Below are 20,041 nucleotides of genomic sequence, written 5' to 3'. Positions count from 1 at the left end.
GCAGGTCCGCTCGGGATTTGTGGTTGCGCGGAGTGGCGTTCATGAATCTGCGTCCTCGGCGTGACCGGAGTTTGGCACGTGAGATGAGATCACGGCGCTGAAAGGCGTGACGCGCGGCAATCAAGCACCTGAAATACAATGGAACTCAACTTTGATGCGGCGGGTGCCAAACGCCACATGCCTGAAGTTGTTTCGTCATGCGCGGACGGCGAACCGCAACATGTTGTGTCGCTCGCAGCGGTGCCGCCGGAATGCGCGAAAATTGATGCAATCCGGCACCAGTGGATCGGCGAAACAGACTGAAAATGCTCCAAAGTTTTCCACAGGTCTTGAGGCCTTTGGGCAAAAAGGGCAAAACTTGGGCAACAATGAGGCAGTCCGCCACAATCGGCGGAATCGGGATGGAACGAGGGCGCGGCCATGGATCGCACCCGTCCGGAACGAAAGGGCAGGTCTTTGATTTCACGACTGGCAACGGCCGCCGTGCGCGCAATTCTCGTGGCATTGCTCATTGTCTTGCCGGCGATGATGCTGCCGCAGATAAGCCCCGATACCACGCAGATCGTTGCTCTGCTGGCCCTTGTCGCGGCCATGCTGACCTTCGTCGAATACGTATCGGCCTACCCCTCGCTGATCGAGTTCCGCGATGCGCCGCCGTTCAACCGCACCCGATTCCTCGCGCTGTTCTTCCTGGTCGTTCTGATGACCCTGATCGTTCGCGGGGCCGAGGCGCCGACGCCCATGACCGGCCCGCTGCGCGGCATTGGCCACGACATCGGCGTCGCCATGGACTTTCCCTTCTCGCCGGTGCGCCTGATGGTGCTTGCCGCGCCCACCGAGGCGTCCGAACCGGCACGCGATCTGATCCGCAGTCTTGCCGGGCTGTCCTACCTGATCTCGATCGGCACGCTAGTGATCTTCGTGGCGCTTGTGCGTCTTCTGGACTGGCCGCTGCGCAAGGGCGCGTTCAATTTCTTCGTCAACCTGCCGCTGTTCGACCCGACCACCGGCGGCGACGTGTTGCTGCGCCTGAAGCGGGACAGCCATATTAACGTGGCCTTAGGGTTTCTGCTGCCATTCCTGTTCCCGGCGCTCATGAAACTGGCCTCGCTTTGGGGTTTCGCGCCGGACATCATGAAGTCGCAACACCTGATCTGGACGATGGTGGCATGGTCCTTTCTTCCGGCAAGCCTGATCATGCGCGGAGTCGCCTTGATGCGGATCGCCGACCTGATCGAAGAGAAGCGCCGCCGCGCCTATGCGCAGGCCGAACTGCAACTGGCCTGACGGCGCCCCTGACACGCGGTCCGAAGCTGGGTGCGCGGCTTGTCCCTGGCCTTGCCGCCTTTGTCGTTCCGTTCCTGCTGGTCTTGTCCTTCGCCATCGCGGCCCGGGCCGAAGGGCTTCGTGTCGCGACCTGGCACGGCGATTTCAGCCGGAAGGGGCCGGGGCTGCTGTTGCAGGACATCGTCGCGGGCGAGGTGGGCCTTGGTCCGATCCTCGATGCCGCGCCCGACATTCTTGTGCTGACGGACATGGACTACGACGGGGGTCTGTTGGCGCTGTCCGCCCTGCGCGATGCGTTGCGCGGTGGTGGGCTCGACCTGCCGCATGGGCTGGCCGTACGGCCGAACACCGGACGTCCCACCGGGCTGGACCTGGATGGCGACGGTCGGCTGGGCGGACCGCGCGATGCGCTGGGGTTCGGGTATTTCAACGGGCAGGGTGGCATGGCGGTGCTGTCCCGGTTTCCGCTGGAGATGGAACGCGACCTGTCGGATCTTCTGTGGAAGGACGCGCCGGAGAGCCTGATTGCCGACGACGATCCGGGGCGCGACATCCAGCGACTGTCGACCGCGGGGCATTGGCAGGTGGGTGTGGACACGCCTTGGGGCCGCATGAGCTTGCTGACGCTGGCCGCGACCCCGCCGGTGTTCGATGGCCCCGAGGACCGCAACGGTCGGCGCAACCTCGATGAGGCGGTGCTTTGGCTGCACGTCCTTGACGGCAGGCTGGGCGCCGTGCCGCAAGTGCCCGTGATCCTGATCGGCAACCTCAACGTCGATGCGGAGCGGGGCGACGGGCTTCGCGATGCGGCGCGGCGGGTGCTGGCCCACCCGCGCCTTCAGGACCCGATGCCCGGAACGGACACGGTGCGCTGGGACGCCACTGGGCCGATGCGCGTGTCCTATGTGCTGCCCGACACCCGCTTCATCGTCAGCGGCGCCGGGATCACTGGGCCTGTGCCCGAGGCGGGCCCGCATGGGCTGATCTGGGTCGATCTGGCAGGTCCGCGATGACCGGTGCAACGGCCCGTGCGATGGCGTCGTCGAGCGGCGTCTCCCGGAAGTCCGGCAGAACGGCGTCGAAGCTGTCGCGCGTCAGCCGGTGGGGCTTCGACCAGAGATAGCGCATCTCCAGCAGGTGCGCGGCCATACGCCATACGGGACGTGCCAGCATGAGCGGCAGCCAGGACATGCGGCGGACCTTCACCGGGCGGTCGAGGACACGGGCGCAGGCGCGGGCGAGGTCCCGGCCGGTCAGCGTGTAGCCGGGGAAGTTGACGTCGCACACGCGGGGCAGGTTCTTGCGGCGGTCGGCCAGCATCACCGAGGCACGGGCCACGTCGGGCAGGAAGGCCCAGGCGTGGTCGGCATCCGGATCGCCGGGCCATGTCAGCACGCCCCGCCGCAGGGGCGGAGCGATCTGTTTGTCGAACCAGTTGCCGGAGGCCTCGGTGTCAAGGAAGTCGCCCGCCCGCAGGATGATGACCCGAACGCCGGACGCTCGCAGGGCCTCCTCCATCTCGATACGCACCCGGCCAAGCGTGTTGGTGGCGGCATGGGGGACGTCCGGGCCGAAGTCTGACGGGGCGTCGGCGCCGAAGACGTAGACGTTGCCTGGCAGGAGGATCGTCGCGCCCGATGCCCTGGCCGCGGCGATCACCTGGGTTGTCTGGCCGGGGAGTTCGGCGATCCAGTCCGTGTAGGCGGGGTTCCAGCCGTGAACGATCACGTCCATGCCCCTTGCCGCTTGCATCAGGTCATCCGTCCTGCGGTCGAACAGGCTGACCCGCCAGCCTGCATTCCAGAAGGCTTCTGCCGCGTTGCGTCCGAAACGACCCGTGGCGCCAAGGATAAGGACGTTTCCCGTCATGTTCTCTCTCCTGCATCCGTTTGGCGGCATGATGAGCTATTCAATACCCTGCCGGAATTGCCGGTTTTCGCAGGATGTGTATTCATTGATGAATGGATGCATTTGACAAACTCGACTGGTCGCTTGTGCAGACCTTCCTTGCCGTCGGAGAAAGCGGTTCCCTTTCCGAAGCCGCGCGGCGGCTGAAGATCTCGCAGCCGACGGCGGGCCGGCAGGTGAAGCAGATGGAAGAGGCGCTGGACGTCACGCTTTTCCACCGGCAGGCGCGCGGGCTATGCCTGACCGAAGCCGGTACGGCACTTATGCCCCACGCCCGGACCATGGCGGAGTCGCTGAACGCGCTCAGCCTTGCCGCCGCCGGTCGGTCCGAGAAACTGTCGGGCCCGGTCAGGATCACCGCCAGCGTCTTTACCTCGCAGGTGCATTTGCCGCCGATCATCGCCCGGCTGCGTCAGGAAGAGCCGGAGATCAGCATCGACCTCGTGCCGACGGACCGGTCGGAGAACCTGCTGTATCGCGAGGCCGACATCGCCGTGCGCATGTTCCAGACGGAACAGCTCGACATCGTGACGAAGTACATCGGCGAGATCGAGCTGGGCCTCTACGCGTCGAAGGACTATATCGCGCGCCGCGGCCGGCTGACGGATATGGCAGGCTTTTTCGATCATGACGTGGTGGGTTACGACCGCTCGGACCTGATCCTGAAAGGCATGCGCAACTTCGGACTGGAGGTGCAAAGGGACTGGTTCGCCACGCGCACCGATCACCAGACCGTCTACTGGGAACTTGTACGCGCGGGCTGCGGGATCGGCTTTGCTCAGTGCCTGTTCGCCGACGCCGACCCGAAGGTCGAGCGGCTGCTGCCCGACATCCCCATGCCGACGCTTCCTGTCTGGCTTGCCGCGCATGAGGCGATGCGCAACACGCCCCGTATCAGGCGGGTCTGGGATGCGCTGGCCGAAGGTCTGAAGCCCTGCGTTTCTTGACGTTTCGTCGCCCAGCCGATAGGCGACAACGCAATCACGAACAAAGGACAGCCTTCCATGAGCAATCCCTCGCTTCTCATCCTGCCCGGTGACGGGATCGGCCCCGAAGTCATGGCCGAAGTGCGCAAGGTCATCGACTGGTACGGTGCCAAGCGCGACCTTGCTTTCGACGTGTCCGAGGACCTCGTGGGCGGTGCGGCCTACGATGCGCACGGCACGCCGCTGGCCGATGAGACCATGGCCAAGGCGCAAGAGGTCGACGCGGTCCTGCTGGGCGCCGTCGGTGGGCCGAAGTACGACGTTCTGGACTTCTCGGTGAAGCCCGAGCGCGGCCTTCTGCGCCTGCGCAAGGAGATGGACCTGTACGCCAACCTGCGCCCGGCCCAGTGCTTTGACGCGCTGGCGGATTTCTCTTCGCTGAAGACCGACGTGGTTGCCGGCCTCGACATCATGATCGTGCGCGAGCTGACCTCAGGCATCTATTTCGGTGAGCCGCGCGGCATCATCGAGGAAGGCAACGAGCGCGTGGGCATCAACACCCAGCGTTACACCGAGTCCGAGATCGACCGGGTAGCACGCTCGGCCTTCGAGCTGGCGATGCGCCGCGACAAGAAGCTGTGCTCGATGGAGAAGGCCAACGTCATGGAATCCGGCGTCCTGTGGCGCGAAGTCGTGACCGAGGTGGCGAAGGATTATCCGGAGGTCGAGCTGTCGCACATGTACGCCGATGCGGGCGCCATGCAGCTGACCCGCTGGCCCAAGCAGTTCGACGTGATCGTCACCGACAACCTGTTCGGCGACCTGCTGTCCGACCTTGCCGCGATGCTGACGGGATCGCTGGGCATGCTGCCCTCCGCGTCGCTCGGGGCGCCGATGTCGAACGGCCGTCCGAAGGCGCTGTACGAGCCCGTGCACGGCTCTGCGCCCGACATTGCCGGTCAGGGCAAGGCCAATCCGATCGCCTGCATCCTCAGCTTCGCCATGGCGCTGCGCTACTCGTTCGACCAGGGCGACGAGGCCACCCGTCTGGAGCAGGCCGTGGAAAAGGTTCTGGCCGACGGCCTGCGTACCGCCGACCTTCTTGGCGAAGAGGGCAAGGCGCCGGTCTCCACCTCCGAGATGGGCGACGCCATCGTGGCGGCGCTTGACGCCAGCCTCTGAACATACGTCTTGCTTCCAGCGAACGGGGCGGTGCCAAACGGCGCCGCCTTTTTCTTTTCTCCCGCAATTTTTCCCGGCACCGCTGGCGTCGATCTGCCCGCAAACGCGGGTTTCGCGGGTCAGGGACACCGTCTTGCGGGGTGCGAACGAAGGGCGCATCGGTGAAGTTGCGTGCAAAGAGTGAATTTAATGGATTTTGGCGGGCCGGGTGATCTTGCATCCGCGCAAAGGCTGCGCTTAGCGTTGATCCAAACCAAACACAGGCCTCCCGACATGTCACCCAATGCAAAAGGCGCGCTTTTTGCGCTGACCGCTTTCGGTATTTTCGCGACGCACGATGTGATCATCAAATACCTCGGCGCAAGCTATTCGCCGTTCCAGGTGATCTTCTTTTCGACGCTGATGTCGTTCCCGCTGGTCAGCTTCATGCTGATGCGCGATCCGCTGCCCGGCACGCTGCGTCCGGTCCACCCGTGGTGGACCGCGATCCGGACCGCCGCCGCCATGCTGAACGGGATGTGCGCGTTCTACGCCTTCTCTGTCCTGCCGCTGGCGCAGACCTACGCGATCCTCTTTGCCACGCCACTGCTGATCACGCTGCTTTCCATTCCGCTCTTGGGGGAAAGTGTCGGCTGGCGGCGGGGGCTTGCGGTTTGCGTCGGTCTTCTTGGCGTCCTCGTGGTGCTGCGCCCCGGATCGACACCGATGTCGATGGGCCACCTGGCCGGCATGGGATCGGCGATCTTCGGCGCGCTGGCGTCGATCATCGTGCGCAAGATCGGCAATGACGAACGGTCTGTCGTGCTGCTCCTCTACCCAATGGCGGCGAATTACATTGTTGTCGGTGCGCTGATGATCGCCGTCTACAAACCCATGCCGATTCTCGACGTGGGCGCGGCGGCGTTGATCTCGGCCATGGGATTCGTCGCGGGCCTCTTCCTGATCGCCGCCTACAAGGCCGGCGAGGCCACCATCGTCGCACCGATGCAGTACTCGCAGATCCTGTGGGCCACGGCCTATGGCTACCTCCTGTTCGACGAAGGGGTGGACCGCTACACGGTCATCGGTGCGGGCATCATCATCGCGTCGGGCATCTATATCGTGCTGAGGGAAAGCGCGAAGAGCGGTTCTCAGACACCTGTGCTGAGGACGAAGGCCCGCGGGTACGGGTCGTCGTTCCGCATCTCGCCCTTCCTGCGCAATGCGCGCAAACGGACAGACACGGTAATCCCGGGCGAGTGACGAGGGTCGTGCAAAAGACCGCAAATGGTCTCTTGCCAAAGGCGCGCGGGCGATATATCCCGCGCTCCACGGTCGGAGCGTAGCTCAGCCTGGTAGAGCACTGTCTTCGGGAGGCAGGGGCCGGAGGTTCGAATCCTCTCGCTCCGACCATTTATCAGGAATTCGGATAGTTTCAGGCAGCGCCCTTTCGGGGCGCTATCCTTCCTGTTCTGCCAAGACCTCCTTCTTCAGCAGGGTCCCGGTTTCCATAGCGCGCACGCGTGGAGTGTGTGGGCGAACGCCTTGCGCCAGCAGTTGAAGATGCCTCCCTCTCCATGACGTTTGAGCGGTGCCAACTTCTCCGACGTCGTCGGTTAGGGTAATGCGCGACGTCAGGTGCGCTTGACCTTTGGGCACCGGGTTTGTCGCAGGTGCCGGCGAGAGCCGCGCGGGATGGTGGAGACAGAAAAGCCGCCAGACGACGATGCGTCCGGCGGCTTTGTAGGATGCCGTGCCCGAGGTAAGTAAGCCCGGCGCCCGATTACAGGACGATCAGTCGGCGAGCATGTCGTCGACGATACGGCGGGCGTCGTCCTTCGACTTGCCGTACTTCTGCTGAAGCTGACCTTCGAGCTGTTCGCGGTCACCGCGTGCCTGCTCAAGCTCATCGTCGGTGATCTCGCCGTACTTCTCGCGCATCATGCCTTTGATTTCAGTCCATTTACCTTCGATACGATCGCGATCCATGTTCGCCTCCTGATCGTTAAAACAATTTGGGTGAAGACACCTGAGTTAGTCGTTCTTGGCGACTTCTTCTTCCGGCGGGGTCACCTCGACCTTCGGAACGGTGACGGTCACTTCTTCTTCGGTGACAGCGACGTCGCCGACCTCGGCGTCGAATTCGGGCATCTGGCCGCCTTCAACGTTCACTTCAGGTAGCTGGGCTTCCTGGGTCTGGTCGATGTCGATCATGTAGATGCCGAAGGCGATTGCGATGACAGCAACGACTGCGGCAAGAATTGCTCCGGTACGCATGACTTTTCTCCTTATAGATCAGGAAGATGCTCCTTCCCGTGTTCTGAGGAGAGAACTCGCCCGCGGCTACAATGGTTCCCACAAAGTCAATGCGTCGGAAGTTTTTCGCCACCTTGCAAACGTGGCCCTCGTGCGCCGAGGGAAGGGGTCAGCGAACGGTGAGGCGTTTCGGCTCTCCACGCGCCGGGCCGATAGTGTCCGCCTTGACCGCGCCGCGTTGGCCCATGGGGCGATCGGGCCCGACCGTTGTGTCGTGGCGCGTCTGCGCTTCCAGCTCTGCATCGACCGCGGCACCGAGGAGCACGATGTAAGCCGTAAGCCAGAGCCACGTCAGAAGCACGATGACACCGCCGAGCGCGCCGAAGGTTTCGTTGTACGTGCCGAAAGAGGCGACGTAGCGGCTGAACCCGATGCTGCCGATCACCCAAAGCGCGCAGGCCAGAAGGGCGCCGGGCGTCAACCAGCGCCAGCGGGCATAGCGGCGGGACGGACCGACGCGGAACACGAAAGCGATCCCGAAGGCGCCGACGATGAACAGGACGGGCCAGCGGAGATAAAGCACAAGGTCTGTGACCCAGGTCCGGTTGGATATGAAGGAGGCTGCGGCTGGCATGGCCGCGACGATGGCAATGGCGATCACCAGCCCGATGATCAGCCCCAGTGTAAGCGCGATGTTCAGCAGGCGCAGCTTGATGAATCCGCGACGTTCCTTTTCGCCGTAGATGACGTTCAGGCCGATGATGAAGTTCTGTGTCGCGCGCGACGCCGAGAAGAGCGCAAGCCCGATGGACAGGAGCACGGCCCACCCGAGGCTGCTGCTGCTGGTCGTGACCACTTCGCGCAACTGGCCGAGCATGATCTCTTCGGCGGCAGTGGGCACCACGTCCGCCAGGGCATCCGAGGTCTCTACCATGAAGCTGGGGTCGGTGAACAATCCGGCCAGAGCGACCGCTGCGGTGATGCCGGGAAAAAGCGACAGAAGCGCATAGAAGGCGATGCCTGCCGCAAGAAGGCCGAGGTTGTCGTCGTTCTGAACGCGCCAGACGCGGACACCGACGTCGAGAAGGCCCTTGAAGGGGATCTGTGTCGGTCGTCTTGCCGATCGGCCTCGGTTCATGTGGCTCTCCGCGCGGTGGTGTTGGCTGCAACGCCTTTAAGGATAGGGCAAACCGAACCGAACGCGAGTCGAACCGTCACACGATGTTCTCGGTGACACCCGGAAGCTGCCATTCCAGCTCTTTTTCATTGTCGGCATCGTAGGGCACAAGAAACCCTGAGCGGTGTTCCGGCATGCGAACCGCGTTGCGCGCAATCTCGGCCCGCCACCAGCCTTGCAGGGTTTCCGCTGCGCGCGCCTCATCGGGCAGGTCGCACCACCACCAGTGATCGATCAGCTTCCGGCGCAGCATGGCGACACGATCTGGCCGCGTGCTTTCCACCGCGACCTCGGTGTCCCAGCGCATGGAACGGCCGTTGAGGTTGGCGGAGCCGACGATGCCATAGTCGTCGTCGCGCACGAGGACCTTGTTGTGCACGTGGATCAACGGCGACCCGGCAAGCGTGTCGCGTTCGTCCCGGTCGGCCATGACCGGGCGCACGGGGACGGCAAAGGTGATGCGTTTGCCGAAGGCCTCGACAAGCTCTTTCACAGCGTGCCGCTGCAAGGCCATGCCGAAGCGCGCGTCGAGCCCGTCGTGATCGTCGAAGGCGACTTCCTCCGGCAGGCCGGGCAGGACCACGACGCAGGTCAGGTCCTTGTTGTTCACGGCGGCGGCGGCCAGCGCATCGGATATGACGCCGGACCGCAGGAACTGCGTTTCCAGATAAACGAGGTGGCGCGCGTTCCGAAAAGCGGCAAGGTGCGCTTCCTCGATCTCCGACAGGACGGTGCGCGGCGACAGGAAGGGAAGCTGGAATTTTCGGGGCGCCGACATGGTCCGCTTCAGAAGCGGCAGGTGCGAGGGCTCGGCCTTGCCCGCGCAGACGTCCTCGAACTCGAGCAGGTGCTGGCGGGCTTCGGCAGCTTCGGGGCCGCGCAGGACAAGTTGCACGTCCGACCAGGTCTCGGATGCGTCCCGTTCGTGTTCCTGGGAATCGTAGCGCCGTTCGTTCAGATCCAGCCCGCCGACGTAAAGAACCTCACCGTCGATCACCGCCAGCTTCTGGTGGTGCGAAACGGTGTGCATTTCAGGCAGGCTGCCGTTGTCGAGTCCCACGGCCTGACGCTGGCGCCGGATGCCCCGGATTTGCTTGAGCGCCCGCAGCCGGTGAGGCAGCACGGCGGGCAGCAACGCGAGCCACGGGAGCAGGCCCGGCTGGGCGGGATGCAGAGCGGCGCGGACCTTGACCCGTCCAAAAGGCGCACCCGCGATCTCCTCCAGCGCCTTGCCCTGACGGACGGTGCGCCAAGCCAGTTCGTGCAGCGGTGTCGCCATGTCCGCGTCGAAGTCGCTGATGACAAGCCGGAACGAGACGCCCCGGCGCACTGCATGCGCCAACAGGTCGAACCAGTCGTCACCGATCTCGCGCGCCTCCGGGCTGCGCAGCTTTGTGCACATGTCGAAGATCCTGAAGCCCGCGACGATGTCGGTCTTCGCAGCAAGCACGGCCCGTTCGAAAACGGGCCACGCCTCGTCCGCCGTGACGAGAACGTTGAAATCCGGGGTGGCTTCAGGCTGCATCGCCGGCTCGTTTTTGCGGTGTGAAGTCGCGCCGGATAAAGGTGATGTGCATGCCGAAACGACCGGGCTTCTGGAGCTTGTCGAGTTCGCCGTTCAGCTGGCGAATGAAGGCCGTCATCAAACGGTTGCCGAGGCCGTCGTTTTGATGCTCGGCGATCACCTCGGGGTCGGTATCCTCGGCGACAGAGTTTTCGATCTTCAGTTTGACCATGCCATCTTTGGTTTCGGCCAAGGAGATCAGGATTTCGTTCTGGCCGTCGGTGCTGGTTCCCACGTACTTGTAGGCGTTGGTCAGCGCCTCCGTCACCAGCATGGACAGCGGCACGGCCTGGTCAGGGAAAAGCGGAAAGCTCTCGATTTCGACGCGCAGGTCTATTTGTCCGTCTTTGGACAGCGACGAAACGTCTTCGACCACGGTCCGGACCAGATCGCCGGAATCGACGGTCGTCATGTTCGGAGTGGTGTACAACGTACGGTGCAACATCGCGAGCCCGCGCACCCGGCGCTGCAACCCGGCCAGCATGTGCCGTGCCTCGGCAGAGCGCGCACTGCGCGATTGCATGTTCATGATCGAGGCGATGAGCTGCAGGTTGTTCTTCACCCTGTGGTGAACCTCTTTCAACAGGACTTCCTTGTCCCGCAGATCGCGTTCCTGTCGCAGTTCTGCTTCCGAGATGATCAATGCCATACGGTTAAACGCGCGTTGGGCCTCTTCGAGTTCCTCCGGAGGGTTCGCCAATTCGAGATAACTGTCGCGCCGCTCGCCCAGTGCGAACTTGCGCATGGCGGACCGAAGCTGCCGCACGTGACGCACCACCATGCGCTGCAGACCGAAGAAGGCAACGATGATGCCCGTCACCCACATCAGGGCGGGGAACGTCACGGCTGTCAGCGCGCGCGGACCCGTGCCACCGGTATCGGCCACCGACATTGGCCAGCTGCCCACAAGAACAAGCGTGTCGTCGATCATCGGGGCCACTGCGAAGAATCTTTCTTCGCCACTTCCCGACGGAGCGCGGAATGCAAGGCCAATCCGGTCGTGCAGGCCGCTTAGGGGAATGTCGCGGGGCAGGAATCCGGGCGCGGCCTCTACACCGCTGGTCGATGACACGACGTCGCCGTCCAGGTTGATCGACGCAAGCTTCAGCTCCTGGTTGGGCAGGGTGCTTTCCAGCAGCGCGTTCGCGACCGAGTGCGGAATCGAAATGGTGAGCCAGCCCATGTGAAGCTGCCCTTCCATCACAGGATGCGATGCGATCACGACGGACTGTTTCGTCACGGCGCCGGAACGTCTCATGCGCACCGCCGGGCCGCCAAGCCGTTCGAGCGTATCGGTGCCCGCGAAATCGCGAACCTCGCCGTTGGAACTGCAGTCCATGCGTCCCGACGCCTGAATGTAACTGGCAAAGATGTAGAGCTGCTGCGACTCGATGAAATCGGACAGGATCTGCTGGCATTCCCCAGCATCGACCAGCGGAACAGCCGAAGCGAGACCCTGCGCGGCACCGAGTGCTTGCTGGATCAGTTCGCGCTCACCTGTGGCGGCGGCAACGGTTTCGGACAACAAGGCAGCGCGGGTAAGCGCCTGCGCCTCCTCCACCACGACATGCGTCTGATACACCGAGATGAGACCCAGTGGCAGCATGGCCAGGGACATCAGAAACGCTATGCGCGCGCCGAGGCTCCTCGACCATGCCTTGAACATGCCCAAAAGCAGCTCCTTGCGTTGCTTTTCAGACCGCGTGCGGCTGCGATGAAACGATCCCAGTCGTGACGCTGTCTGTCAGCTCCAGATTTTCCTCGTCACCAAGCCCCATGAGCTCGGCCAGTCTAGCGCGGGCCCTGTTGACGCGGCTCTTTACCGTACCTACAGCAACCCCGCACGTTTCTGCAGCCTCCTCGTAGGAAAAACCTTCAGCGCCGACAAGGACCAGGGCCTCTCTTTGTTCGTCGGACAGAAGGGCGAATGCAGTGTTGAAGTCGCGCATCTGCAATCGGCCGTCGTGGTCGGGCTTTTGTGACAGGCTGGCGGCGAAGACGCCGTCCGGGTCACCTACCTCACGTCGGGCCTTTCGGTGATGCGAATAGTATGTGTTCCTCAGAATGGTGAAGAGCCAGGCACGCAAGTTGGTGCCACGCTCGAAAGTCTCGATCTTGCTCCACGCCTTCACAAGAGAGTCCTGCACCATGTCATCGGCAAGCGCCGAGTTTCCGGTCAGACTCATCGCGAAGGCGCGCATCGCGCCGAGATGCTCGACAAGCTCGTCGCGGGGATCACGACTGGGCATTGTCACCTCTGTTGCTGGCGGGCTTGTCGGAAGATTCCGCTGCACGGAGCTTATCAAGAAGGTCGGTGAACCTATCGGGCACCTCCTCCTTGGTCATATCTCCATATGCCCGCTTCAGGTTTTCATCAATTTCTCGCTGCACTCTTGAAGATTTCCGTTCCTGATTCATGTCGGGATGCGTACACAGTTTTTTTGTCGATGGCAGGAACGTAACCCGGTTTGCGGCGTTTGGTTCCCAGGATGACGAAAAAAAATGGATGGAATTTCGGACGATGACCACTTCGCAACCTTCGGACCTGACAAGTGTGATCGGCAGCAACCTTCCTTTCCTGCGCCGTTACGCGCGGGCGCTGACGGGCTCTCAGGAAAAGGGGGACAACTACGCGGCCGCAACTCTGGAGGCTATCCTCAGCGATTTCGACGGCTTCGACCGGTCGATTTCGCCGAAAGTGGCGCTGTTCAAAGTGTTCCAGACGATCTGGAACAGCACGGGTGGTGCACTGTCGGACGGGGACTCCGGTCTTGCCGCAAAGGCGCAGAAGCACCTTTCGCGGCTGACGCGTGACACGCGCGAGGCGCTGCTGCTGCACACCATCGAGGAAATGGATTTCGTCGAGGTGGGTGAGGTTCTCAACACGACGCCGGAAGAAGCCAAGGAACTGGTGGATATCGCCTACAGCGAGATGGCGAAGTCGGTTTCCGGCAAGATCATGATCATCGAGGACGAGGCGATCATCGCCATGGACCTCGAAAGCATCGTGGGCGACATGGGCCACATGGTGACCGGCATCGCCAAGACCGAGACGGAGGCCCTGAAACTCTTCGGAGAAGAGCAGCCGGACCTGATCCTGTCGGATATCCAACTGGCAGACCTGTCCAGCGGCATCGACGCGGTCAACAAGATCCTGGGCGAGAACGCATCGATCCCGGTGATCTTCATCACGGCCTTCCCTGAACGTCTGCTGACCGGCGAAAGCCCGGAACCGGCGTTCCTGATCGCAAAGCCCTACACGGAGGAACAGGTGCGCTCAGCCGTAAGCCAGGCAATGTTCTTCTCGTCGACGGAAACACTGCAGGTCTGAGATGGCCTGCGCGAACAGGCACGGCGGGTAGCCGTGCCTGTTCGCCGCTCAAATCACTCAGAACTCCAGACGTTCGAGCGGCAGGGTCAGCCTGTGCGCGAACTGATCTTCCGACACTTCGGTCGTGAGCGCGCCGTTCAGTTGACCCTCTATCGAAATCTTCAAGAGCTGCGATCCGAAACCGCCGCCACCGATGGCAGTGTCGGTCCAGACGTGGCCGGTTTCCAGCCAGTCCAGAACCAGATTGTCCTCGTCCGCCAGCCAGCGCAGGTCCAGACGCCCGTCGTCCACCGAAAGGGCGCCGTATTTGGCCGAATTGGTCGCAAGTTCATGCACCGCAAGCGTTACATAGGTGACGGCCTTCGGACCGATGGTCGTCGCATCGCCCGTCAGCGTAATCTTCGCGTCCGACGTGTGAGGCGCCAGGACCTTTGAAAGCAGTTCGCCGACGTGCGCGCGTTCGCCGTCCCCGGTCTTCGTTGCCTCGACCACCGGAACGATCATTTCGTGGGCGACGCTCAGGGCGTCGACACGGGCAATGACGCTGTCGGCCAGTTCGCGGGCCGTATCCCATCGCCGCCGCTCCAGCCTCACCATGCTGGATACCAGCGAGAAGAGGTTCTTGATGCGGTGGCTCATTTCCTGAAGGAGGATCTCACGCTCGTTCCCGGTCTGGCGCAGTGTCAGCTCCGATTCGAGCATGGCGACCAGGTCTTCGAGCGCGGCGAGGTCCTCGGCCGTCCATTCGCGCGGACTGCTGTCAATGACACAGAACGAGCCCAGGACTTCACCTGATGGCGAATGGACTGGCACGCCGAGGTAGGCCACAACATTCAGATCTTCGACCGCGGCATTCTGCGACAGGATCGGATCCTCCCGGCTGTCACGCACCACGAGCGGTTTGTCGGATGTCACGACGTACTGGCAGAACGAATGCGTCAAAGGTGTTCCGCGCTCTTCGGCGTGTTTGCCGCTGAGGCCGCATTGCGCCTTGAAGAACTGACGTTCTGTGTCGACGTAGGACACGAGGCTTACGGGGGCTTTCAGGATGCGGCTGGCCAGGCGCACGCAACGTTCATGGGCCTCATCGCTGTCGGGGGTCATGACGTCGGTCATCACAAGCGCATCCAGCCGACGGGAATCGGCCAGCTTCTCGGCGTGGGCCGCCTCTGTCGTGGTGACTGCGCTGGTGAAGTCGGAAGTCAGTTTCTTGTCCATGCGGTAGCGCGGCCCTCGGGGAGAAATTTCATCGGACCCATCTAGCAAATTTCCGACCATGCACAAATCGATTTGATGAGCCTCGCGAGGGGCGCCGGGAGAAAAGCGAAGTTTGCTGGCCATGCAAGCTTCGGTAACCACTGAAATGCAGGCAGGGAGTGGCTGAAACGTAATCAGCCCGGGGCGTGCCCGGGCTGATTACTGTCGTTGATGAATTTTGCGTCGAGTTACGGCGTGCGACCGCGAAGTGCACGGGCGACCATTGCCACCACGAACAGGATCAGGAAGATCACGAAGAGGACCTGTGCGATCCCGGCAGACGCCGATGCGATGCCACCGAAACCAAAGACGCCGGCGATGATCGCAACAACAAAAAAGAGCAGAGCCCAGTACAGCATTTTGATACTCCTTTGATGTGCTTGGTTCTGTGTTGGAAACTCGGGTGGATGAAAAAGGTTCCGCAAAAGCACTCAGGAACCTTTACACGTGCAACGCGTTTGTCTGCCGAAAGGAGCTTCAACCATGGCTAACACAGCACCGCATACTGCTTCGACCGATCTCCCGAACGGCTCGGCCAAGGAGAAGGAATTCGATAAGGCACAGAAACACGCGAAGGACGCAGCGCGTCACGCTCGGGCTTCTGTGGAAGAGGCCTATGCAGAGGCGCGCGACACCGCGTCCGACGCATATGAACGTGCCCGCGCCGAGGGCCGTCACGCCTACGAGACCGCGCAGCTGCGCGGGCGAGAGGCTGTCGAAGAAGGCCGTCTGGCACTTGCAGAGCGTCACGGGCAGATCGAGGCCTACGTCCGCAGCAACCCCACTACCGCACTTCTTGGTGCGGCAGGTGTTGGGCTTGTGTTGGGCATGATCCTCAAGTCGCGTCGCTGACGCATTCGCTGCGGCGGGTACGCGGATGCGCGCCCGCCGCTGTGTCGAAAATAATACCATTTATAGAATTTCAGGGGCCGCAATGTCATCACAGCCAAAACAGCTTCGATCACGTACATCGCCCGGCCCATCTGTGGCCGGCGCGCGCGTGTCCGGACGCATGTATGAACATGGGCTGTCGGACTTTCGGAACCGGGTTTCCAACCATCCGGCGTTGAACGCCGCACAGGGTGCAAGCCAGATCACCCCCAACGCGTCGACCCGCATGACCGGAGCTGTTCAATGAGCGAACGGGAAACCGGAATTGGCCAGATTCCCTCCTACATTTCAGCGGCGCTTCAGGAAATACGCGCCTTGATCCATGTGGAGGCGGAGCTCGCCAAGGCGGAAATCAGTCACAATGTCAGCAAGATGGGGGGAGGGATCGGCTTTCTCGTGGGGGCCGCGATCCTCGCCCTTGTAGCCCTCATGACGCTGGCGGCTGCGGCGACCATCGCGCTTTATGAAGCAGGCGTGCCCTTGCTCGGGTCCGTTCTGTCCGTTGGCCTCGTGCTGCTTGTTCTGGCTATCATCGTCGGCCTCGTCGGCAAGCGGCGGGTCAACCCCGGGTCCATCGTGCCCACGCGCACACTCAACAACATCCGCGCCGATCTGGACGCGGCAGGGGAGTACCGCAATGCGCCGTCGGATTGAGGAACTGGAAAGGGAGGCCGCACAGCATCGCGCCAACCTCGCCGAGGCGATGAACGGTCTTCGTGAATCCGCCAAACTGCCGAGCCTGACAGGTCCCGAAGGCATTTTGACGTCGGACGAAGGTGCGGGTGTCGCGGCCAGTGCTCTGGAGACGGCAAAACGTTACCCTTGGGCCGCCGCGCTGATTGGCGCCGGCCTTGCGTACAAGCTGATGCCAAGTGGCAAGGACGATGACGACGAGGAGATCCCCGGCGGCATCAGCGCGGAATACCTGCGCTTGTCCCTGTATGACGGTCTTGACCACCTCGATCCTCAGGCGCGCCGTCGCGTTGTCGCGAAACGGCTTGATGCCATCGCGCTCCAGGAAGAGATCGAGGCGTCCCGCCCGCAGAAGAGTTCCGCCCGCAAGCTGGCGGGCTTCCCGAAACACCACCCGCTGGTTTCCGCCGTGGCTGTCGCCGGTCTAAGTGCCGCTTTGAGCTATTTCATGTCCGAACAGGCGGGTGAAAGCGACCCGGAAGCGCAAGAAGATGCGCCGACACCTGCGGATGAAGCAAACGTGGCCGCTGCGTCTGAACCTGAGAACACTTTCCATCAGGAACCGGCACCACAACACCCCTCGTATCCGGAGCGAATCTGAAAATGGACTTCAGCTGGTCCCGCGGGCAAGCCAAGGTGATCGTCACCTCTCTGGCGATCATCGCGACTGTCGCGCTTGTCGCCGGACTCAAGTCCGCCAGCGACTTCGCTGCGCCCGTGGCCCTTGGCCTGGTGGTCGGGGTCGTGCTGGCGCCGGTCGTCAACCGGCTCAGCCGCTTCGGTGTGCCGCGCTCGCTGAGCGCCTCTCTGGCGCTTGTGATTGCGGTGGCTTTGCTGATCCTTCTGGTCTCGGCCCTCGGTCCGGTGCTGTCCGGGCTGGCAGAGCAGATGCCGAAGATCCAGCGGGAGGTCCGCGAGTGGCTGGACGAGGCGGTGCGCGTCGTACGCGGCGTCGACAGCATCGGTCGCGAAATAGAGGAAACCCTGTCCGAAGGCGGCGAGGAAGCGGTCAAGCAGGCCATGCCAAGCCTTGTCGATGCGCTGTGGATGGCGCCGAACTTTGCCGCGCAGTCGCTGGTCTTTCTGGGGACTTTGTTTTTCTTCGTGCTGACCGGAGAGGACATCTACAATGCCCTTCCGCACAGGGCAGGCTCGCTGAAGCTGGCCGACAAGGCTGTTTCGCATTACTTCATCACGGTTACGGCGATCAACGCCTGTTTAGGGCTGGCGGTGTTCGGTGCGATGGCTTTGCTTGGCCTGCCCAACGCGATGCTCTGGGGCGGGGCGGCGTTCCTGCTGAACTTCGTGCTCTATCTCGGACCGATCGTGATGCTGATCTCGCTTCTGATCGCGGGAGTCATGAACTTCTCCGGCGCCTCGATCCTTCTGCCCATGCTGGCCTACCTGGGACTGAACATGACAGAGGCGCAGTTCGTGACGCCCTCTCTGGTCGGACAACAGCTGCGTCTGAATCCTTTGGTGGTGTTCCTGTCCATCCTCTTCGGTCTGTGGCTTTGGGGGCCGATCGGGGGGGTGGTTTCGCTGCCGGTCTTGGTCTGGGCGATGACCCTGATGGGCAAAATGTCCGCCACGTCGGACAAGGCGAAGGTGTTTAACAGCGCGTGACGTCGGTTGCCGCTGGAACCTTATCGCTGCGAAGCGCGTTGCCCTTACGAAAACAAGCGACGACGCAGAAAACCCGAGGGACGATGACCGACAGCTTTGCCAGCCTGCCGCACCGCACGACGCGTGACGGTGTCGAACGCAAGACTGGCGTCGAAGTCGAGTTTTCCGGGCTTGGCGAGATACGGGTCGGCGCAATCGTTGCAGATTTCCTGGGCGGCACCGCAACCGAGCCGCACTTTCACGAATTGACGGTCGAAGATACCGAACTGGGCGACATTCGCGTGGAGCTGGATATTTCCCTGCGCAAGAAGGACATACCGCTTCTTGAGCAGGGACTGAGCATGGCAAAGGCCGTCGTTCCGGTCGAAATCATCACCGAACCGCTGACTCACGAAGAGGTCATCCGCCTGGGATCTCTTCTGGACGAGTTGCGGCTCAATGGGGCGAAAGGGTCCCGCGCGGGTGTATTTCTTGGCTTCGGCGTTCACCTCAACCCCGAGGTGGTGGCTGCCGACGATCCGCATACCCTGAACACCATCGTCGCCTTCGGCCTGCTGGAGCCCTGGCTGCGCAGGGCTGAAGACCTCGACATGACGCGGCGTCTTATGCCGTTCATCGAAACCTGGCCGCATGGTTTCGTCACGCAACTGGTAAACGGCCAGTTCTCCACGCTGACGGACCTGATGACAATCGCGTCTCGGCACATCTCGTCTCGTAACCACGGTCTCGATCTGATGCCACTGTTTGCGCACCACGACCGCGCGCTTTTCGACCGGATCTTCCCGGCGCAAAGCAAGCTGTCGGCGCGCCCGACATTCCATTTCCGTCTGCCCGATTGCCGGATCGACGAAGAAGAGTGGTCGCTGGCGCGGCCGTGGAACCTGTGGGCGCGGGTAGAACGTGTCGCCGATGACGCCCATATGCTCGAAACCCTTCGGCGGGCGTGGCTTGAGCACAACCATTATCTTCCCGGTGCGGAGGGTCGCTGGGCAGAGCGCGTGGCGAAACTGTTTCAAAGCAAAGACATCTCGGAACCGGAGGCCGTGCAATGACCCCTCCCCTGATCGGTGTGACCACGTCTTCGCGCTCGGGCTGGCGGATCTATCCGCTTGTGAACCTCAACCTGTGGTTGGCGGGCGCCCGCGGTGTGCGCTGGGGGGCTGGCCGTCCTTCCGACCTCGCCGCGGTCGATGGTGTGATCATCGGCGGGGGGGACGACATCGCGCCGGAGCTCTACGGTGGCAAGATCGGAGTTTCCGCCCGTCTGGACCGTGAACGCGACCGCTTCGAAGCCGAGATCGCCGCGCGCGCGATGGAGGACAACATCCCTGTCCTCGGCATCTGCCGCGGGGCGCAAATGCTGAACGTCGCGCTTGGCGGCACGCTGGATCAGCACGCGTGGGAGACCTTCAGCGAAGCCCCCATGATCAAGACGATCCTGCCCAAGCGCGAAGTCTGCGTCGTGCCCGATACGCAGCTTGCGTGTTACGTGGGTGAGCCGCCGATGAAGGTAAATGCCCTTCACACGCAGGCCGTGGACAAGCTGGGGCGCGGGTTGCGCGTCAGTGCCCGCGACACCGCCGGAATGGTGCAGGCCATCGAGCGGGAAAGCGATCCTTTTGCGCTCGGCGTCCAGTGGCACCCCGAGCACCTTTTCTATGCACACAGACAACGCGCGATCTTTCGCGCACTCGTTTCCGCCGCACGGGCCTATTCCGAGCGGCGCAGCCAGACCCACGCCGTCCTGAACGAAGCCGCCTGACATTTGGCGTGATGGGGTCAAGAAGGGTCGGGACAGGACGCCCGGCCCTTTTCCTTTTCCGGCAGGGAGCCCGAGGCCGGATGTCGGCGGTGGGTTGACATCCGCGAAGCGCGACACGACCTCAGCAGGGACCGGTCGCATCCTGGGTCTGTCATGCCGGCAGCGCGCCCTGTGGCGCCGAAGGGCATGGAAATTCCACCCG

General features: G+C 62.7%; 23 protein-coding genes and 1 tRNA gene. 14 read left to right on the top strand and 10 right to left on the bottom strand.

Annotated elements, in window-relative coordinates:
• Positions 1-138: 138 nt before the first annotated feature.
• The 3 genes from ABFK29_RS01000 to ABFK29_RS00990 all read left to right on the top strand — a co-directional run bounded on the left by ABFK29_RS01000 (position 139) and on the right by ABFK29_RS00990 (position 2,300).
• Complete coding sequence (locus tag ABFK29_RS01000) at positions 139-303, top strand: hypothetical protein (RefSeq protein ID WP_157136456.1); 165 nt, start codon at positions 139-141, stop codon at positions 301-303.
• A 117-nt stretch (positions 304-420) separates the two neighbouring features.
• Positions 421-1,287, top strand: coding sequence for a hypothetical protein (locus tag ABFK29_RS00995; protein WP_347099917.1), 867 nt, complete (start codon positions 421-423; stop codon positions 1,285-1,287).
• Positions 1,288-1,370: 83 nt separating this feature from the next.
• On the top strand, positions 1,371-2,300 hold the full coding sequence (locus ABFK29_RS00990) for an endonuclease/exonuclease/phosphatase family protein (RefSeq protein WP_005858340.1): 930 nt from the start codon (positions 1,371-1,373) through the stop codon (positions 2,298-2,300).
• Here ABFK29_RS00990 and ABFK29_RS00985 read toward each other — a convergent pair.
• Complete coding sequence (locus ABFK29_RS00985) at positions 2,233-3,156, bottom strand: sugar nucleotide-binding protein (protein WP_050772402.1); 924 nt, start codon at positions 3,154-3,156, stop codon at positions 2,233-2,235. The genes ABFK29_RS00990 and ABFK29_RS00985 overlap by 68 nt on opposite strands.
• A 92-nt stretch (positions 3,157-3,248) precedes the next feature.
• On the opposite strand from ABFK29_RS00985, the gene ABFK29_RS00980 reads away from it, so the two are divergent.
• The 4 genes from ABFK29_RS00980 to ABFK29_RS00965 all read left to right on the top strand — a co-directional run bounded on the left by ABFK29_RS00980 (position 3,249) and on the right by ABFK29_RS00965 (position 6,695).
• Positions 3,249-4,142 carry a LysR family transcriptional regulator gene (locus ABFK29_RS00980; RefSeq protein ID WP_005858338.1) on the top strand — a complete coding sequence of 298 codons (894 nt, stop codon included), beginning with the start codon at positions 3,249-3,251 and terminating at the stop codon, positions 4,140-4,142.
• Positions 4,143-4,199: 57 nt separating this feature from the next.
• Positions 4,200-5,303 carry a 3-isopropylmalate dehydrogenase gene (leuB, locus tag ABFK29_RS00975; RefSeq protein ID WP_005858337.1) on the top strand — a complete coding sequence of 368 codons (1,104 nt, stop codon included), beginning with the start codon at positions 4,200-4,202 and terminating at the stop codon, positions 5,301-5,303.
• A gap of 273 nt (positions 5,304-5,576) precedes the next feature.
• A complete protein-coding gene (locus ABFK29_RS00970) occupies positions 5,577-6,545 on the top strand; it encodes a DMT family transporter (protein ID WP_005858336.1) in 969 nt (322 codons plus the stop codon).
• A gap of 73 nt (positions 6,546-6,618) precedes the next feature.
• Positions 6,619-6,695: transfer RNA gene (locus ABFK29_RS00965), tRNA-Pro, on the top strand.
• 381 nt (positions 6,696-7,076) lie between these two features.
• Here ABFK29_RS00965 and ABFK29_RS00960 read toward each other — a convergent pair.
• The 7 genes from ABFK29_RS00960 to ABFK29_RS00930 all read right to left on the bottom strand — a co-directional run bounded on the left by ABFK29_RS00960 (position 7,077) and on the right by ABFK29_RS00930 (position 12,625).
• Positions 7,077-7,271 (bottom strand): CsbD family protein, encoded by a 195-nt coding sequence (locus ABFK29_RS00960; RefSeq protein ID WP_005858335.1) that lies wholly within the window; start codon positions 7,269-7,271, stop codon positions 7,077-7,079.
• Between the two features lie 45 nt (positions 7,272-7,316).
• A complete protein-coding gene (locus ABFK29_RS00955) occupies positions 7,317-7,559 on the bottom strand; it encodes a hypothetical protein (protein ID WP_005858334.1) in 243 nt (80 codons plus the stop codon).
• Between the two features lie 148 nt (positions 7,560-7,707).
• Positions 7,708-8,676 (bottom strand): YihY/virulence factor BrkB family protein, encoded by a 969-nt coding sequence (locus ABFK29_RS00950; protein ID WP_005858333.1) that lies wholly within the window; start codon positions 8,674-8,676, stop codon positions 7,708-7,710.
• A 76-nt stretch (positions 8,677-8,752) separates the two neighbouring features.
• A complete protein-coding gene (locus tag ABFK29_RS00945; RefSeq protein WP_005858332.1) occupies positions 8,753-10,240 on the bottom strand; it encodes a phospholipase D family protein in 1,488 nt (495 codons plus the stop codon).
• Positions 10,230-11,945 (bottom strand): sensor histidine kinase, encoded by a 1,716-nt coding sequence (locus tag ABFK29_RS00940; protein ID WP_005858331.1) that lies wholly within the window; start codon positions 11,943-11,945, stop codon positions 10,230-10,232. The genes ABFK29_RS00945 and ABFK29_RS00940 overlap by 11 nt, the downstream gene beginning before the upstream one ends.
• A gap of 28 nt (positions 11,946-11,973) precedes the next feature.
• Complete coding sequence (locus ABFK29_RS00935; RefSeq protein WP_005858330.1) at positions 11,974-12,528, bottom strand: RNA polymerase sigma factor; 555 nt, start codon at positions 12,526-12,528, stop codon at positions 11,974-11,976.
• A complete protein-coding gene (locus ABFK29_RS00930; protein ID WP_347100483.1) occupies positions 12,515-12,625 on the bottom strand; it encodes a NepR family anti-sigma factor in 111 nt (36 codons plus the stop codon). The genes ABFK29_RS00935 and ABFK29_RS00930 overlap by 14 nt, the downstream gene beginning before the upstream one ends.
• Positions 12,626-12,800: 175 nt before the next feature.
• On the opposite strand from ABFK29_RS00930, the gene ABFK29_RS00925 reads away from it, so the two are divergent.
• Positions 12,801-13,610: a response regulator gene (locus tag ABFK29_RS00925; RefSeq protein WP_040604511.1), complete on the top strand. Its 810-nt coding sequence runs from the start codon at positions 12,801-12,803 to the stop codon at positions 13,608-13,610.
• Positions 13,611-13,667: 57 nt separating this feature from the next.
• Here ABFK29_RS00925 and ABFK29_RS00920 read toward each other — a convergent pair whose 3' ends face one another.
• Positions 13,668-14,828 carry a GAF domain-containing protein gene (locus ABFK29_RS00920; RefSeq protein ID WP_005858328.1) on the bottom strand — a complete coding sequence of 387 codons (1,161 nt, stop codon included), beginning with the start codon at positions 14,826-14,828 and terminating at the stop codon, positions 13,668-13,670.
• A gap of 227 nt (positions 14,829-15,055) precedes the next feature.
• Entirely contained in the window at positions 15,056-15,226 is a 171-nt protein-coding gene (locus ABFK29_RS00915; RefSeq protein ID WP_005858327.1) for a DUF1328 domain-containing protein, read from the bottom strand.
• Between the two features lie 124 nt (positions 15,227-15,350).
• Between ABFK29_RS00915 and ABFK29_RS00910 the strand changes: the two genes are divergently transcribed.
• From ABFK29_RS00910 to ABFK29_RS00885, 6 genes are all read left to right on the top strand, one after another.
• On the top strand, positions 15,351-15,719 hold the full coding sequence (locus tag ABFK29_RS00910) for a DUF883 family protein (protein ID WP_005858326.1): 369 nt from the start codon (positions 15,351-15,353) through the stop codon (positions 15,717-15,719).
• A 282-nt stretch (positions 15,720-16,001) separates the two neighbouring features.
• The gene (locus ABFK29_RS00905) at positions 16,002-16,412 is read left to right on the top strand and encodes a phage holin family protein (protein ID WP_005858325.1); all 411 of its coding nucleotides are present in this window, start codon (positions 16,002-16,004) and stop codon (positions 16,410-16,412) included.
• Positions 16,396-17,052 carry a hypothetical protein gene (locus ABFK29_RS00900; RefSeq protein ID WP_005858324.1) on the top strand — a complete coding sequence of 219 codons (657 nt, stop codon included), beginning with the start codon at positions 16,396-16,398 and terminating at the stop codon, positions 17,050-17,052. The genes ABFK29_RS00905 and ABFK29_RS00900 overlap by 17 nt, the downstream gene beginning before the upstream one ends.
• 2 nt (positions 17,053-17,054) lie before the next feature.
• Positions 17,055-18,077, top strand: a complete 1,023-nt coding sequence (locus tag ABFK29_RS00895; protein WP_005858323.1) for an AI-2E family transporter — start codon at positions 17,055-17,057, stop codon at positions 18,075-18,077.
• 83 nt (positions 18,078-18,160) lie between these two features.
• Positions 18,161-19,129 (top strand): amidoligase family protein, encoded by a 969-nt coding sequence (locus tag ABFK29_RS00890; protein ID WP_005858322.1) that lies wholly within the window; start codon positions 18,161-18,163, stop codon positions 19,127-19,129.
• Positions 19,126-19,839 (top strand): gamma-glutamyl-gamma-aminobutyrate hydrolase family protein, encoded by a 714-nt coding sequence (locus tag ABFK29_RS00885; protein ID WP_005858321.1) that lies wholly within the window; start codon positions 19,126-19,128, stop codon positions 19,837-19,839. The genes ABFK29_RS00890 and ABFK29_RS00885 overlap by 4 nt, the downstream gene beginning before the upstream one ends.
• Positions 19,840-20,041 lie beyond the last annotated feature (202 nt).

The sequence above is a fragment of the Sagittula stellata E-37 genome, assembly GCF_039724765.1.
Lineage (GTDB): Bacteria > Pseudomonadota > Alphaproteobacteria > Rhodobacterales > Rhodobacteraceae > Sagittula > Sagittula stellata.
Note: the sequence above shows the minus strand (reverse complement) of the source record. Positions and strands in the feature narration are given on the sequence as shown.